The sequence below is a fragment of the Streptomyces malaysiense genome (genome assembly GCF_000980885.2).
Taxonomy (GTDB): Bacteria; Actinomycetota; Actinomycetes; order Streptomycetales; family Streptomycetaceae; genus Streptomyces; species Streptomyces malaysiense.
Window position 1 is genome coordinate 80133 of the sequence record NZ_LBDA02000086.1, and the last position, 14910, is coordinate 95042.

13 protein-coding genes and 1 pseudogene are annotated in these 14910 nt (G+C 72.5%); 6 read left to right on the plus strand and 8 right to left on the minus strand.

Annotated elements, in window-relative coordinates; all coding sequences use genetic code 11:
* Window positions 1–150: 150 nt before the first annotated feature.
* Genes VT52_RS30215 through VT52_RS30225 form a run of 3 tightly spaced genes read left to right on the plus strand, consistent with a single transcriptional unit; the run spans window position 151 to window position 6598 of the window.
* A complete protein-coding gene (locus tag VT52_RS30215) occupies window positions 151–1320 on the plus strand; it encodes an ATP-binding protein (RefSeq protein WP_046425475.1) in 1170 nt (389 codons plus the stop codon).
* 5 nt (window positions 1321–1325) lie between these two features.
* Window positions 1326–4889, plus strand: a complete 3564-nt coding sequence (locus tag VT52_RS30220; RefSeq protein WP_046425477.1) for a vWA domain-containing protein — start codon at window positions 1326–1328, stop codon at window positions 4887–4889.
* On the plus strand, window positions 4886–6598 hold the full coding sequence (locus VT52_RS30225) for a hypothetical protein (RefSeq protein WP_046425479.1): 1713 nt from the start codon (window positions 4886–4888) through the stop codon (window positions 6596–6598). Before VT52_RS30220 ends, VT52_RS30225 begins: the two co-directional genes overlap by 4 nt.
* An 81-nt stretch (window positions 6599–6679) precedes the next feature.
* Here the strand turns inward: VT52_RS30225 and VT52_RS30230 are convergent, their stop codons facing one another.
* Both VT52_RS30230 and VT52_RS30235 read right to left on the minus strand, forming a co-directional pair.
* Window positions 6680–7927 carry a glycoside hydrolase family 3 N-terminal domain-containing protein gene (locus tag VT52_RS30230; RefSeq protein WP_240509933.1) on the minus strand — a complete coding sequence of 416 codons (1248 nt, stop codon included), beginning with the start codon at window positions 7925–7927 and terminating at the stop codon, window positions 6680–6682.
* A 692-nt stretch (window positions 7928–8619) separates the two neighbouring features.
* Window positions 8620–9177 carry a TetR/AcrR family transcriptional regulator gene (locus VT52_RS30235; protein ID WP_046425483.1) on the minus strand — a complete coding sequence of 186 codons (558 nt, stop codon included), beginning with the start codon at window positions 9175–9177 and terminating at the stop codon, window positions 8620–8622.
* A 71-nt stretch (window positions 9178–9248) separates the two neighbouring features.
* On the opposite strand from VT52_RS30235, the gene VT52_RS30240 reads away from it, so the two are divergent.
* Together VT52_RS30240 and VT52_RS30245 are read left to right on the plus strand one after the other, a co-directional pair.
* Window positions 9249–10406 (plus strand): FAD-dependent monooxygenase, encoded by a 1158-nt coding sequence (locus VT52_RS30240; RefSeq protein ID WP_046425484.1) that lies wholly within the window; start codon window positions 9249–9251, stop codon window positions 10404–10406.
* A gap of 261 nt (window positions 10407–10667) precedes the next feature.
* Window positions 10668–10922, plus strand: a complete 255-nt coding sequence (locus VT52_RS30245; protein ID WP_206306644.1) for a DUF6332 family protein — start codon at window positions 10668–10670, stop codon at window positions 10920–10922.
* Window positions 10923–11024: 102 nt separating this feature from the next.
* Here the strand turns inward: VT52_RS30245 and VT52_RS37675 are convergent, their stop codons facing one another.
* Both VT52_RS37675 and VT52_RS30250 read right to left on the minus strand, forming a co-directional pair.
* Window positions 11025–11192, minus strand: a complete 168-nt coding sequence (locus VT52_RS37675) for a hypothetical protein (protein ID WP_240509934.1) — start codon at window positions 11190–11192, stop codon at window positions 11025–11027.
* Window positions 11193–11273: 81 nt separating this feature from the next.
* On the minus strand, window positions 11274–11552 hold the full coding sequence (locus tag VT52_RS30250) for a hypothetical protein (RefSeq protein ID WP_240509935.1): 279 nt from the start codon (window positions 11550–11552) through the stop codon (window positions 11274–11276).
* A gap of 1304 nt (window positions 11553–12856) precedes the next feature.
* Here VT52_RS30250 and VT52_RS30255 point away from each other — a divergent pair.
* Window positions 12857–13618: a maleylpyruvate isomerase family mycothiol-dependent enzyme gene (locus VT52_RS30255; RefSeq protein WP_046425485.1), complete on the plus strand. Its 762-nt coding sequence runs from the start codon at window positions 12857–12859 to the stop codon at window positions 13616–13618.
* Window positions 13619–13914: 296 nt separating this feature from the next.
* Here the strand turns inward: VT52_RS30255 and VT52_RS30260 are convergent, their stop codons facing one another.
* The 4 genes and pseudogenes from VT52_RS30260 to VT52_RS36260 all read right to left on the minus strand — a co-directional run.
* Window positions 13915–14202 (minus strand): hypothetical protein, encoded by a 288-nt coding sequence (locus VT52_RS30260; RefSeq protein ID WP_046425488.1) that lies wholly within the window; start codon window positions 14200–14202, stop codon window positions 13915–13917.
* A gap of 21 nt (window positions 14203–14223) precedes the next feature.
* Complete coding sequence (locus VT52_RS39785; RefSeq protein WP_420856316.1) at window positions 14224–14436, minus strand: polymorphic toxin type 17 domain-containing protein; 213 nt, start codon at window positions 14434–14436, stop codon at window positions 14224–14226.
* A 98-nt stretch (window positions 14437–14534) separates the two neighbouring features.
* A pseudogene (locus VT52_RS39790) lies at window positions 14535–14688 on the minus strand (RHS repeat-associated core domain-containing protein); the annotation flags it as partial.
* Window positions 14689–14700: 12 nt separating this feature from the next.
* Window positions 14701–14910: transposase family protein (locus VT52_RS36260; RefSeq protein WP_143070941.1), on the minus strand; the 210-nt coding region annotated here is incomplete at its 5' end.

Below are 14910 nucleotides of genomic sequence, written 5' to 3' on the forward strand. Positions count from 1 at the left end.
CGCGGCCGGGGGGTTCTCCGGCCACGCCGCCTCCGATCCGGGGCGCGGGCGGACCCGCCCCGGCTCCGTCCGTACCGCCCGGCGTCCGCCTTCCTCCCCCCACGCCTCCGCTCCCCGGCCCACCCGAACCCCCTCGAAGGACTCCCTCCGATGACCACCGTCCTCGTCCCCGACGCCACTCGACAGATCGTCCCGCCGGAGGACCGGTACGCCGCCGAACTGGCGTTCCTCGCGGCCTACGACGCCGGTCCGCGGCCGCCCGCCTGGCGGCTCACGCCCCGGGCCGTGGTCACCTTCGTGATGGGCAGCGGCGGGCAGGCACTGCGTCTGCCCGAGGACGCCGCGGTACCGGACGGCGTGCCCCGGCGGCTGGAGATCGGCGGCAAGTTCGTCGGCGACCGCGCGCTGGTGGAGCGCTGTGTCGTCACGCTCGCCGGGGAGCGGGGCCTGCTGCTCGTCGGCGAGCCCGGCACGGCCAAGTCCATGCTGTCGGAACTGCTGTCCGCCGCCGTGTGCGGGACCAGCGGGCTGGTCGTGCAGGGCACCGCGGGTACGACGGAGGACCAGCTGAAGTACGGCTGGAACTACGCCCTGTTGCTCGCGCAGGGCCCCAGCAGGACCGCGCTGGTGCCGTCACCGGTGCTCACCGCGATGGGCCGGGGCGCACTCGCCCGTGTCGAGGAGGTCACCCGGTGCCTGCCCGAAGTGCAGGACGCCCTGGTGTCGTTGCTCTCGGAGCGGCGCATCGCGATCCCCGAACTGGCGGGCGGTGAGGACGCGTTGGCCCACGCGGCGCCCGGCTTCAACCTCATCGCCACCGCCAACCTGCGGGACAAGGGCGTCTCCGAGATGTCGGCCGCCCTCAAGCGCCGCTTCAACTTCGAGACGGTCGGTCCCATCGCGGACCTCGACGCCGAGACCGCGCTGGTCCGCGGCCAGGCACGGGCGGCGGTGGAGCGGGCGGGCGCGCCGTTCCAGGTCGACGACGCGGTCCTGGAGGCTCTGGTCACCGTGTTCCGCGACCTCAGGGAGGGGCGCTCGGCGGAGGGCTGGGAGGTGGAGCGGCCGTCCACGGTGATGAGCACGGCGGAGGCCGTCTCCGTCGCGGGCGCGCTGGGGCTGGCCGCCGCGTACTTCCCTGGCGACCGTGACGTCCTCGGCCTGCTGCCGGGCCATCTGCTCGGTGTCGTGCGCAAGGACGATCCGGCGGACGCGGCACGGCTGCGCGGCTACTGGGACGGCCCGGTCCGGCGCCGCGCCGAACAGGGCTCCGCCACCTGGCGCACCCTGTGGGACCTGCGCACCGTCCTGGAGGGCTGAGGACGGTGCCGTACGACACCCCGGACGCGGCCGTCGCCGCTCTGACCGACCCGGCGGCGCCCTGCCTCATCGGAGTGCGCCACCACGCGCCCTCACTGGCCGCGGCCGTGCCCGAACTGCTGGACGCGGCCGAGCCGGACGTGCTCCTGGTGGAACTCCCCGCCGAACTGGAGGAGTGGCTGCCCTGGCTCGCCCACGAGGACACCCGCGCCCCGGTCGCCCTCGCCGCCGCGCCGGCGACCGGGGCGAGCGGCCCCGCGTTCTACCCCTTCGCCGACTTCTCCCCGGAACTCGCGGCCGTACGGTGGGCGGCGCGGCGCGGAACCCCGGTGCTCGCGTGTGATCTGCCGTTGGCGGACCGGGCCTGGGCGGAGGCGCCGGAGGAGGACGGACCGTCGGCCGGCCAGGGCCCGCCCGAGGCACCGCGGCCGTACGCCGTCGCGGACCGGCCGGGGATCGCCTCCGCGCTGCGCTCCCGTCTCACCGGGCGCCCGGGGGACGACCTGTGGGACCGGCTGGTCGAGGCCGCAGCGCCCGGTTCGCCGCCGGAGGCGCTGCGCCGGGCCGCGTTGCTGACGGGGTGGGCGCTGCGGCAGGAGGCGGTGGCGGCGGGCGGCGTGCCCCCGCTGGATCTGCGGCGGGAGCGGTGGATGCGGGCGTGTCTCGCCCGTGCCACGGCACACGGGGAGCGCGCGGCGGTCGTGGTCGGCGCGTTCCACGCCCCGGCGCTGCTGGAACCGGCTGATGACGACGAAGCGGGCGCCGGCGCCGCACCCGGGAGGACCCCGGCCTGGACGACCTCCCTCATCCCCTACACCTACGCCCTCCTGGACTCGCGTTCCGGCTACCCGGCGGGGATCCGCGACCCGGAGTGGCAGCACCTGGTGCTGGACGCGGCCGGTGATCCCGCGGCCCTGGAGGACGCGCTGACCGGCGCCGCCGTACGGATCTGCGCCGAACTGCGGGCTCTGGGGCATCCGTCCGGGCCCGCCGACGCCCGCGAGATCGCACGGCTCGCCGGTGATCTGGCCCGGCTGCGGGACCTGCCCGCGGCGGGCCGCGGCGAACTGGTCGAGGCCGTGCAGACGGTACTGGCCCAGGGCGAGCCGTACGGACGCGGGCGGGCCGTGGCGATGGCGATGGAGAAGGTGCTGGTCGGGACCCGTACCGGCCGGCCCGCGCCGGCCGCGCCGCGCAGCGGACTGGTGCCCGCGGTGGAGGCGGAGCTGGCCGCGCTGAATCTGCCCGGACCCGCCGATCCGGCCCCCGGCACCTCCCGGGACCTGCGCCTCGACCCGCTCCGCTCCGACCTGGACCGGCGCCGCGAACTCCTGCTGCGCCGCCTCGCGGTGTGCTCGGTGCCGTACGCCGAGCCGAGGACGGTGACCGCCGTCGGCGGCGCCGACGCGCTCACCTCGCGCTGGGAGGTGCGCTGGACCCCGGCCACGGCGGCCGTGCTGGGCGTGGCCGGCATCCGCGGGGTCACCCCGGCCCAGGCTGCCGAGGGCGTGCTGCGGGAGCGGCGGCGCCAGGAGCGGGACGCGGGCGGCGCCACGGCCGCGCAGATCCTGCGGGGTCTGGCGGAAGCGGCCGAGTGCGGTCTGCCCGCCCTCGCCGACGAGCGCCTCACCGAGACCGCCGAGGTGCTCCCGGACACCGCCACCCTGCCCGAACTCCTCGCCGGGCTCGCGCTGTCGGACCGGCTGCGGGCCGGGCACATCCCCGGACTGGACGCGGCCGGGGAGCGTATCGGACTCGCGGTGACCACCGCCGAGGCGCTGACCTCCGCCGCCGTACGGCAGCTCGACGGGCTCACCGGTTCCGAGGACCCGGCCGACGCCCGCGCCCTGCTGGAACTCGCCCAGCGCGCCGACCGGTTGGGCGGCATCCGGCTCGTGGACGCGCTGGCCCGGCTGGCGGCCGGCGGTTCCCCGCTGATGCGCGGCGCCGCCGGGGCCGTACGGGTGCTGCTGGGGCAGGAGGAGGCACGGGCGTTCGGCGACCGCGTGGCCTCCTGGGTGGACGGCGCCGTCGACCCGGAGTCCCGTACGGCGCTCACCGCCCGCCTCACCGGACTGCTGACCGCGGCCGGACCACTGCTCGAGTCGGCGGCGACCGCGCTGGACCCGCTGCTGAGCCGGGTTTCGGAGCTGTCCGACCGCGACTTCCTCGACCGGCTCCCGGCCCTGCGCGGCGGCTTCGACACCCTCAGCCCGGCCGCCCGCGAACGGCTCCTGTCCGCCGTCGAGGACCGCCTGGGCGGCGAACGCGCCTCCGACACCGGCCACATCGACCCCACGGCCCTGGCCCGCTGGACCCGCGCCGACCTGGCGGCCCGCGAGGCGCTGGCCGGGCTGGGCCTGCTGCCGGCCGGCCGACCCGAGGGGGACGGCACCACCGAGGACACGGCCCCGGCCCCCACGGCCGGCCCCACCGGCCCCCGCGCCCCGGCGGCGTCCGCCGCCGCCATTTCCCCCGCCGACCGCTGGCGTCTGCTCCTGGGCCGCCGCAGCGACCGGCTCCCCGCCTCCACCCGCTCCATGGCGACCGCGCTCGACGAGCTGTACGGCCGGGGGCGCGGCGAGGGCAGCCGGGGTGACCTGGCGGGGCCGGGACGCGGCGGGCGCGAGGCGTCGTACCCAGGTGCCCGGGAGTGGTCCGAGGAACTGGCCGCGCTGTTCGGACCGGGCATCCGGGAGGAAGTGCTGGCCGCCGCGGCCGCCGCGGGGCGGCGGGACGTGCTCATGGAGCTGGACCCGGACACCGTGCGACCCTCCGTGGACCTGCTGCGCTCGGTGCTGCGGCACGCGGGCGGGCTGCCGGAGGCCCGGCTGGCGGCGCTGCGTCCGCTGGTGCGCCGGCTGGTCGAGGCGCTGACCCGCCGGCTGGCGACCCGGCTGCGCCCCGCGCTGCACGGCACCGCCCTGCCCCGGCCCAGCCGGCGCCCCGGCGGCGGCCTGGACCTGCCCCGTACGCTGCGGGCGAACCTGGCCACGGCCCGCCGCCGCCCGGACGGCACGGTCCTCGTCGTCCCCGGACGTCCCGTCTTCCACGGCCGCGCCCGGCGGGCGGCCGACTGGCGGCTGGTGCTGGTCACCGACGTGTCGGGCTCCATGGAGGCGTCCACGATCTGGGCGGCGCTCACGGCCTCCGTACTGGCGGGGGTGCCCACGCTGGCCACGCACTTCCTGGCGTTCTCCACCGAGGTGATGGATCTGACCGACCATGTCGAGGATCCGCTGTCGCTGCTCCTGGAGGTCCGGGTCGGCGGCGGCACCCATATCGCGGCCGCGCTGCGCCACGCGCGCGAACTGGTCACGGTGCCCTCGCGCACCCTCGTCGTGGTCGTCAGCGACTTCGAGGAGGGCTACCCGCTCGGCGGGCTGCTCGCAGAGGCCCGCGCCCTGGTCGGCGCCGGCTGCCACGTCCTGGGCTGCGCGAGCCTCGACGACTCGGGCCGCCCCCGCTACTCGACCGGTGTCGCAGGCCGGCTGGTCGCCGCGGGCATGCCGGTAGCCGCCCTCAGTCCGCTCGAACTCGCCCGCTGGGTAGGGGAGAAGATCGCATGAGCACGCAACTGCCCCCGGTCGCCCCGGCCGTGACCGCCGAACTCGTCGCGGCGCTCTCACCTCGGTTGCGCAAACGCCTCGACGCCGGCGTCGCCAAGCTGGCCGACCGTCCCGTGGTCCGCGACGGCGGTGTCGTACGCATCGCCGTGGACGACGACACCGACCTCGAACTGCACGCCCCGGACGGCGCGGTGAGAGGGGCGGACGCCGTGCGCTGCGGCTGCCTGCTGGCACCGGACTGCCTGCACCGCGCCGCGGCCGCCGCCCTGGCCCCGGTCGCGGACGACCCCGTCTCCCCCACCCCGCCGGACGATTCGGACACGGACCAGCAACCCGCCCAGGCCCCCGAGACGGCCACACCGGAGCAGCGCACCGCCGTCCGCGCCGTGCGACTGGCCACCTCCGCCGTGCTGGAGGCCGGTACGGACGGGGCGGGCGCCGTGCTGCAGGCGGAGTTGCTGCGCGCCGCGCACACCGCGCGGCTCGCGGGCCTGCACCGGGCAGCGGCGGCGGCCGTCTCCGTGGTCACCGCCCTGCGGGCCGCCCGCGCGGCCGATCCCGCGTACCACCTGACCGATCTCGCCGCCGGCCTGTACGAGGCGCTCTCCGTGGCGCACCGTCTGCCGAGCGCGTCCGACGGCGAACTGGCCGCGCTGCGCGGCACCGCGCGGCAGTCCTACCGCCCGGACGGTTCACTGCGCCTGTACGGCCTGTTCTCCGAGCCGGTGCTCACCGCGAGCGGCTACGCGGGCACGGTGACCTGGACCGCCGACGCGGCGGGCCGGCTGTACCAGGTGTCCGACGTGGCCCCGGGCGGCGCCGGGCGGGCGGTGGGCGCGGCCGACCGTACCGTGCGCATCGGCGACACCGCGCTGACCCACCGGGAACTGGCCCGCGCCGGTCTCGCGGTGTCGGGCGCCACGGTCTCCCCCGCGGGCCGGCTCGGGGCGGGTGCGGGGGTACGGGCCGTACGGGCCCCCGGCGCCGGCTGGCACGAGGACCCGGTGGCCCGGCTCTGGGCGGAGCCGGTGCCCGACCAGATCACCCGCGCCCTGACCGGCGGCCACGACCTGCTGTTCCTGGACGTCACCCTCACCGGCACCGTGACGGAGGCGGCGGGCGACTGCCTCCTCGCCGACTGCGCAGGCGTACCCCTGCGCCTGACGGCGGCGCACGACGACCCCGCGCTCCCCCACCGCGACAACCTGCGCCTGCTGGCCGCCGCCCCTGGCACCCGGCTCCGCGTCGTGGCCCGTCTGACCCCTGCCCCGCACCCCCGGGCCCACCTGCTCGCCACCGAACATCCGACGCGGGCCGGCACCCGTCTCGACATCGGCCTGGACCGGCTCCAGCGGGCCGATGTGCCCGCCGGCGCGGCGGCCCAGCCCGTACCCCCACCCCTGCCCGACGAGGCGCCGGTCCACCTGCTGCGCCGTCGCGTCCACCAGACGGTCTCGGGAGGCCGCCCGGTCCTCGCGCTGCCCGGCGACACCCGCGCCGACGCCCGGCGCCTGCGCGGGTGCGGGCTCACGACGGCGGCCGAACTCCTCACGGACCTGCACTCCGCCGCGTCGGACCGCACCCATGACGTCTTCGGCCGGCTGCGCCCCACCGACCCCGAGCGCTTCGCCCGCGCCTGGCTGGCCGCGGCCCATTACACGGGCGAACTGGACCGCGCCCTGTGCCTGACCGCCTGGTCGTCGTCCTGACCACGCCACGCGGCCGGCCCGCGCCTCAGCGCCTCAGCGCCTCAGTGCCTGGGTGCCTGGGTGCCTGGGTGCCTGGGTGCCTCAGCCGCATTCGAGCAGGCCCGCGTTGTGCTTGGCGTCGAGTATCCGGCGCACGCTGTCGTCGACCTTGGCCCGGTACGAGGCGTCCTGCCCCATCCGGGTCTGGATGGCCTGCGCCATCGCGGGTATGACGTCCGGCCGCACCGTGAGGATCATGTCACCGCCGGCCGAGGTGAAGTTCAGTGCCCGCTGGGCAGGGGTGAAGGACCGTACGGCGACCGCGTTCCCGATGTCGTCCGAGATGACCACGCCCTTGAAGCCCATCTGACCGCGCAGCAGTTGACCGATGACGATCGGCGAGAAGGCCGCGATGTGCTTGGGGTCGATCTTGTTGTAGGTGGCCGACGAGACCATCACGAAGGGCGACCCGGCCTGTATCCCGGCCTTGAACGGATCGAGGCTGGAACTGGTGCTGGTCGTCACCGAGTCCACGACATTGGCGGTGGTGTCGGTGTTGCCGATCACCTGTCCGAGCCCGGGGAAGTGCTTGAGCGTGGTCATCACGCCGGACTGCTTGAAGCCGGCGGCGAAGGCACCGGTGTGGGAGGTCACGGTGCCCGGGGTGTTGCCGTACTCGCGCTGGAAGGAGCCGATGGGTATGTTGCGGGTGCCCAGCGAGGCCGGGACCACGTCCGCGACCGGCGCCAGGTTCAGGTCGACCCCGGCCCTCTTGAGCTGCTGGGCCCAGATGGCGGCCTCGGCACGCAGCATCGTCGTGGACTTGCCGCCCTGGACGACACCACTGGGCATGGCCGAGAAGCCGGGGCCGTTGAGCACCTGCACCTTGCCGCCCTCCTGGTCCGTCGCGACCAGCAGGCCGACCTGGGTGCCGCCGACCCGGTCCGCCTGGCCCCGGAAGCCGTCGACGATCTTCCGGGTCGCCGCCGTACCGGCGGAGCTGCGGCCGGTCAGCATGACGGAGCCGACGTGGTTCTCCCGCAGGATGCGCAGCTGGGCCGGGTCGGGCTTGGCCGCGGATATCCCGCCCATGAAGAGCTGCCCGACCCGCTGAGCCGTGGTCATCCCGGCCAGGGTCCGGTCGGTGCAGGTGGTGGCGGTCGCCATCGGGGAGGTGTGCGCGGTGGCCGTGCCGGTGCCGCTAGGCGTGGGGCTCGCGGTGCCCGGGGTCTGTGTGCCCTGGGGAACGGCGGAGGTGCGCAGGGAACTCGTGGTCGCCCCGGGCGTGACCGATGCCCCGCACCCGGCGACGGCGAGCGCCAGAGTGGCCAGCGGAACCCCGGTGCGCAAGGCTGTGCGGCGACTCCTGGGCCGCTGCCGGACGCGTATTCTCATGCTTCCTCTCCCGGCCTGGACGGACCGGGACTGCCGCGTACTGCGCAACCACTCCTGTCGCGGCGAGCCCGGCTTGCTGCGTCCACCACACCGTACGTGATTGAGCATTTGTTCGCCCCACGGCAAAGACGGACGCCCCCGGCCGTCCCGGAACCGCCCGGAAAACGAACCCGCACCCGTCCGGCGAAACCGCCGCCTACGGCATCCACCGACCTCCACCGAGGCAACCCAGCCCGACCGGCTTCCGGGCACGCACTGGCGCCGGGGCCGCGGTGCCCCCCTCCCGGGGCGACAACGCCGGCTGGTCCGTCCGCCCTCAGCAGCAACCTCTCTGCCTCCGCTGATGCCGAGGATGCCGCCGAGGTCACTCACCTGGACATCCCACCCGACCCGCCGCCCGACGGTCCTGGACCGTCCCTTGATCCATTCACGCCGGAATTCGAGGCGCCGGCCCCGACACCTGCTTCAGCCCAGGAAGCCCAGCCGCACTTGACGCTCGGGATTGTCCTTGTTCGTGTCCATCAGACGCCTATCAGGCGGCCCTGAGGGTCGGCCAGGCAAGCGATCCACCAGCCAACCGCGCCGACGAGGCGCGGCCTCAGCTCCCTCATTCGGGCCGAAGAGTTCGGAGCCAGTTCGAGCGGGGCCTAGCGAAGGGCGGCGACGACCAGGCCTTCGAGGGCCTCGCGCGGTACCTCGCCGCCGCTCACCAGCCCGTCGAAGACCAGTCCGTCGATGCAGCTCAGCAGGGTGTGGGTGCGGTTCTCGACGTCAGTGACGCCGTGCGCGGCGAGAAACAGCCGGACGGCCTCGCGGCCGGCGTTCTCGCGCGGGAGGAGGATCTCGCGCAGTTCCGGGTCGCGCACGCTCTCGACAGCGCAGGCGTAGCGGGCGAGGGAGCGGCGACGCCCTTCGCCGGTGAGGCGTTGCCGGGTGAGCAGTGCCATGCCGTTCACCAGTTCCTCGACGGTACGCAGGGGTGGCAGTTCCTCCGGCATCGCTTGCAGTTCCGCTTGGTCGAGTTGGACCAGGCGTGTGACCAGTGCGGTGAGCAGAGCGGCTCGGGTGCGGAAGTAGGCCGAGGTGGTGCCGGGCGGCATGGCGGCCTTGCGGTCGACCGCGCGGTGGGTCAGGCCGCGGATCCCTTCGTCGGCGAGTACGTCGATAGCCGAGTCTGCGAGGAGTGTGCGCCGATCCAAAGCCATGCCCCTTTCTACACCTGTAGATACTCGGATAGGATCATCTTCTACAACTGTAGAAGAATCGGAGCTTCGGCATGGACGGCACGGCAGTGGTGGTCGGAGGGGGCATCGGCGGGCTTGCCGCCGCGATCGGCCTGCGCCGAATCGGATGGGACGTGACCGTGGTCGAGCGTGCGTCCAGACTCGAGGACGCCGGGGCGGGCATCTCACTGGCCGCCAACGGCCTGCGAGCACTGGACGAACTCGGCGCTGGCGGGCCGGTACGAGATGCCTCGCGGGGCCAGTACAGCGGCGGAACTCGCACGCCCCGGGGTGGTTGGCTGACCCGGATGGACGGTTCAGCGCTGGAGAAGGCGGTGGGCACGCCGATCATGGGTATCCCCCGCTCCACCTTGCATCGGCTGCTTCGCGACTCCCTGCCTGCCGAATCACTGCTGACGGGCTCCGAGGTGGCCTCGGTCGAGCAGATCGACCCCGGAACGGTTCAAGTCGGCTGCGGCGGCACGGTCCTGGACGCCGATCTGGTGGTGGCGGCCGACGGAATCGGCAGCAAAGTCCGCAGCAATCTCTTTCCGGACCACCCCGGCCCGGTCCACAGCGGCTCGACGGTGCTGCGCGCCATCACCGAGCACGCGGTCGAAATGCGCACCGACTTCGAGCTGACCTGGGGCCGAGGCGCGGAGTTCGGACACATCGCCTTCCTGGACGGGCGGGCCGAGTGGCACGCCGTCCTCGACCTCCCCGCCGGAACGCGATTCGCCGACCCACTGGCCGAACTACGCCGACGGTTCCACGGCTGGCACGACCCCATCCCCGCCCTGCTCGACGCGACCCGGCCCGACGCCGTCCTGCACCACGACGTCGACGAACTCCGCACACCACTCCCCTCGTACACGGTCGGACGGATCGCGCTGCTCGGCGACGCCGCACACGCGATGACGCCCAACCTTGGACAGGGCGCCTGCCAGGCACTGGAGGACGCGGTCACCCTGACCGTCGCCCTGGGCACCGAGCCCACCGTCGAGACCGCGCTCGCCCGCTACGACGCCGAGCGCCGGCCTCGCAGCCAAGCCGTCGCGCAGGCTGCCCGGCAGGCCGGGCGCATGGGCCGGCAGCTCTCCCATCCATTGGCCGTCAGCCTGCGGAACACGGCGATGCGGCTGACACCGTCCCGCGTGGCCACACGCATGATCCTTCGGCACCACACCTGGGTCCCGCCGCAGTTGAACTGATCCGGTTCGCGCGCTGCCACCGGCAGACACCTCCCGGGACGGGTCGAGTTCCAAGAGACTGGTGGCCAGCCGATCCCCACCGCTCGTTCTTCCGCCGGCGCGGCGAACCGGACCTCGGCGAAGTTGGCCCCCAGGCGACCGCATACTCCTCAAAGTGATCACAGCGCTCAGCTCAGCTGGGTGGACCTGATGACCCAGAAGGCCATTAGTGCCGCGGTGCAACTGCTCGGTTGCGGATGCGCATCGTGTGAGACTTGTGGCATGGACATGGGCCGGGAGTCACGCGGGGAGAAGGACGCAATGACGGTGGAGATCGTCTTCGCCCTCGTGACGGGCACCCTGCTGGCCGCGGCCGTGTTTGCGGTGGCATTGATCCCGGCACTGCTCCTCGGTGCGTCTGCGCCGACGAGGAAGGCCATGCTGATGGGAGGTGCGCTGGTCGGCGCGGCTGCCGGGATATGGCGTCTGGTGTCGGTACTGCTCCGCTTCGACGCACACCGCCGCCAAGGCCACTGAACTCCACGAGGAAGCCGCGGCATTTCCCGCCTACGGCGTGTAATTGCTGCGGTGGCAGCGGGTTCCTCAGCGATCCACGGGGCTTGACAATTGCTCCTGGGCTTAGCGGCCCCAGAACTTGTGGAACGCCTCGATCGACTCGCCCGTGTTGTTGTGGATGATCCCGGACGCGCTGCGGTGCACCGGGGAACGGACCTCGTCCACCGAGTCGGCGAACGCACGCCACGCCTTCGCCGCGCCCCGCAGCTTGCCGGAGTCGGCCTCCGGCACCGCAGGCCCATGTCGAGGAGGATGTGGCGGGCCTTGGACTCAACGCTCACCGGCACCGTCCCCTGCTTGAGGGTCTTCACTTCAGTGAACATGCCGCGATGAGCTCGTCGTCGTCCACGTGACCGTCCGACATGTCCACCACGGCCTCGTGAATGTCGTCAGCCCCAGCACCAGGACGCCCGCCGCACTCTCGACCGACGTCTGGTGCGGCTTGCAGACACCACCGAACTGATTGCCCTGCTTGTCATGCCGCCAGGGCTCACCGAGACCGTCCAGCGTCTTGATGAGAGTGGTCAGGGCCTCGCCCAGATCGATGGCACCCTGCTGGAAGGACGGTGCCGCCGCCTTGACCTTCGGCATAGCACTCGGCCGCCCGGTTCACGACGATGAGCCAGGTTGATCCAGCCGGGGAAGCAGCACAGGCCCGGCTTTCAAGATCACGGAGTTCTCGACACCCTGTGACCTGCCCGGAAGAGTGCCCACCGACGCGTCACCCCCGATCCCGCCTGCCCTTGCCCAGCTCCGCGAGCATCCCGGAGTCACTCCGGAAGAGGCGCCAGAGCCGACGGAGCGCCTCACTCAGGTATCCGATCCACGCGATCCTCACGGGGTCCGGCACCCGCCGGCCGTTCCGGCGGTCGACGGGGAAAGCCTGCACGGATCCACGGACCGGACTTCGGGTGGGCCATCAGGACGGTGGCGCCGGACACCTCCCAGCCGTCCGCCCATTCGATGATGTGCCCGCCCATGGCGCCGGCCGTCTGCCCATCCTTCCGCCACCGCTCCGGCGAGGCCGTGACGGCCTGACCCGCGGCAGCCGGCCCACTCCGAACCGCACCAGGACAACCCTGACCGCACCTGGGCACGCGGCTTCAGATTCGCCCCGCCTCCGCACCGCGGATCGGCCCAGCCCGGCCTTGGCCGTCTTCCACAATCAGCTCCACGTCGCCCACCGCGGCGCACCCGGCACCAGCCCCTTCCGACCCACACCCCCGCCACAGTCGCGTGGCCAGGGGCTCACCACTGGCCGCACCCGATCGCGGCCTGGCTTTTCGTTCCGCCGACTTCCTGCGCCCGAACAGACCCGCGGGACACCGGAAGCGACCATGCGGACAGGCGGAGCGACCCGAAATCGCGTCCGAGGGGTTCACAGTGTGTGAGGTGTCCGGGACTCCGCTGTTGATCACGGGCGTGATCCACACGCCTTGCGCGAACCGCCGGGTGCTCCGTGCGAGGAGCGGGACGGGCGGCTCACTCGCGCAGCCGCAGGAGCGGTCGGCTTCCTGCGATCACCCGGCGGGCAGGAGACGCGACGGCGCTCATCGTGCGCTCCCGACAGGTCGTCCGGTCGCACATCACCGCATGCCGGATCAGTTGACATCCTCAACCATTGAGGTTTACCTTCTCCACACTACTTCAGCGCATGAATCATCTAGACACTTAAATATTAGTCCGGACGCGTCACGACTTCCGCGTTGCGCGTCGGCAGCCGCCGCCCGCCGACGGACGCCGGATGACCCCGTTCGGCAATGCCGAGAGGCCGCTCCGCCCCGTGGGCCGACTTCGCCGAGCGGCTCGTCGTCTCCAGGACCGCGGCACCCAGCCCGGTGCCCACCTCTCAGGCCCTGGGCACCCGCAGCGGCATCACCACAAGGACATCCGATATGAATTCCGCACAACACGTCGCGGCCGTCGCGGCCGAGACCGCCAGGTTCGTCGCGACGGTCAAGACGGCCGACCTCTCCACCCCCGCGCCCACCTGTCCGGGCTGGACCCTGGCCGACCTCACGCAGCACACAGGCCAGGTGCAGCGCTGGTTCACCGAACTGCTCCGCCGACGTATCCAGCACCCACCGACCAGCCGTGACGTGGAACTGCACCTGCCGGAACACGCAGACGGCTACCCGGACTGGCTCGCCGAGAGCGCCACGGAGGCCACCGAGGTATTCGCCGCCACCGACCTGAACGCACCCATGTGGGCCTGGGGACTCGACCAGCACGCCCGGTTCTGGGTCCGTCGCATGCTCTGCGAGACCCTGGTCCACCGGGCAGACGCCGAGCTCGCGCTCGGCCTCTCACCGCACATCGACCGCGCTTTGGCGGTCGACGGCATCGACGAGTTCCTCACCAACCTGCCGTTCGCATCTCCCTTCGCGCCGCTCACCGCCGAACTCCGCGGCCCGGACCGGACCATTCGATTCAGCTGTACGGACAGCGGCGACGACTGGGTGATCGGCCTGCGCCCCGACGGCTTCGGGCTGATGCCTGCCGACACCGAGTCCCGCACCGCGGACGCCACGGTCCAGGCAACCGCAACGGACTTGCTCCTGCTCATCTACGGCCGTCTGGACCGCCGGAACGACACCCTCCGGCTGCTCGGCGACCAAGACCTGCTCACCCACTGGTTCACCCACTCGGCCTTCTAGACAGAAGAGAACTCGCGCCAGCCGACAGTGCTCTCCGGCGGTCGGCGGACAACAACCACGTGCGCAAGACCAGAGCGCCAGAATGCCGGCCTCGGGCTGTGGGGATCATTCAAGCTGCCGGCTCCAGGCCCAGGGCTGATTCAAAGTCCTGGTCCAGTACGAGGAACGGAACTCAGCAAGCACCCCCCGACCGAATACGACCTTGTCTTTCGGGACTGCGGCCAAGGACCTCCGCCGCGTGCAACACCGCGGAAGCTGGTCCAGGATTCGCCGTCCGAGCGACAACGCCATGCTTCTCAGGCGTCACCGCAGACCCGTGTCGTGGACAATGACGCCCGGACCGTCGGCGACGATCGCCAGTAGCAGTCCTCCTGCTTTCGCATATGCCCCGTGGGCTCGATCTCCTCGCGGAGGAACGTGTACACCTCCTCCTCTCCGTCGATCAGCACGGCGTAGGCAGGCGGAGTCGCTTCGTCGGGCGGCTCAGTGATACCGAGGATGCCTCCGACCCTGCCCTCCAGAGCGGGTCTGTCGGAGGCCCGGAGCACGCGCACTTCTCCGTAGAACGGGAGGGTGTCCGCCATCTTGGAGTCAGTCCTTTCCGATCACTTATGGGTGATCTCGCCGTCGAGGGACACATTAAGGCGGCTACCGTCCCTGCTGAGCCATCCCATCTTGGCCTTGCCCAGCTTGCTGAGCTGAACGTCCCACTCGAACGGCTGTCCGGCGGTCCTAGATGGCCCCTTGATCCATTCGTTACCGAATCGGTCGATGTAACCCTTCCGAGCGCCGCGAGGCAGGCCCGTACTGACCGACACTCTCTTGTCCGGGACAAAGCGGATGCGTCCCGCGTGGGGGAGCTGAGCGTCCTTGATGAGCCCCTTGACCCCAGTTCGGCGTGTGGGAACTACGTCTTCGCACTTCAGGCCAAGCGGGTCGACCAGCAGCAGCGGCGCGTCGACGTAGGCGTGGTGATCGGGAGCGGCGTCGAGCCCAAGCGGGTCGGGACTGAGGTACCGGGCGACTTCCGGATCGTAGTAGCGGAAGTAGTTGTAGTTCAGAGTTGTCTCAGTGAGCCTCTTTCATCCTGAATAGTCGCAGGTCAGTAGTACGTGGATGGCTTGGACGGTGCGGCTGATGCGGCGGGTGGAGCAGCGTGCTCTGCGCATGATGCGCCAGGACTTGAGCCGGGCAAAGGCGCGTTCGCCGGGGGCTCGGAGCCGGGCGTGGTCGCGGTTGAACTGCTGGTAGTGCTCGGGCTGTTCGCTGTGGCGGTAGTAGGGGGTGCGGAC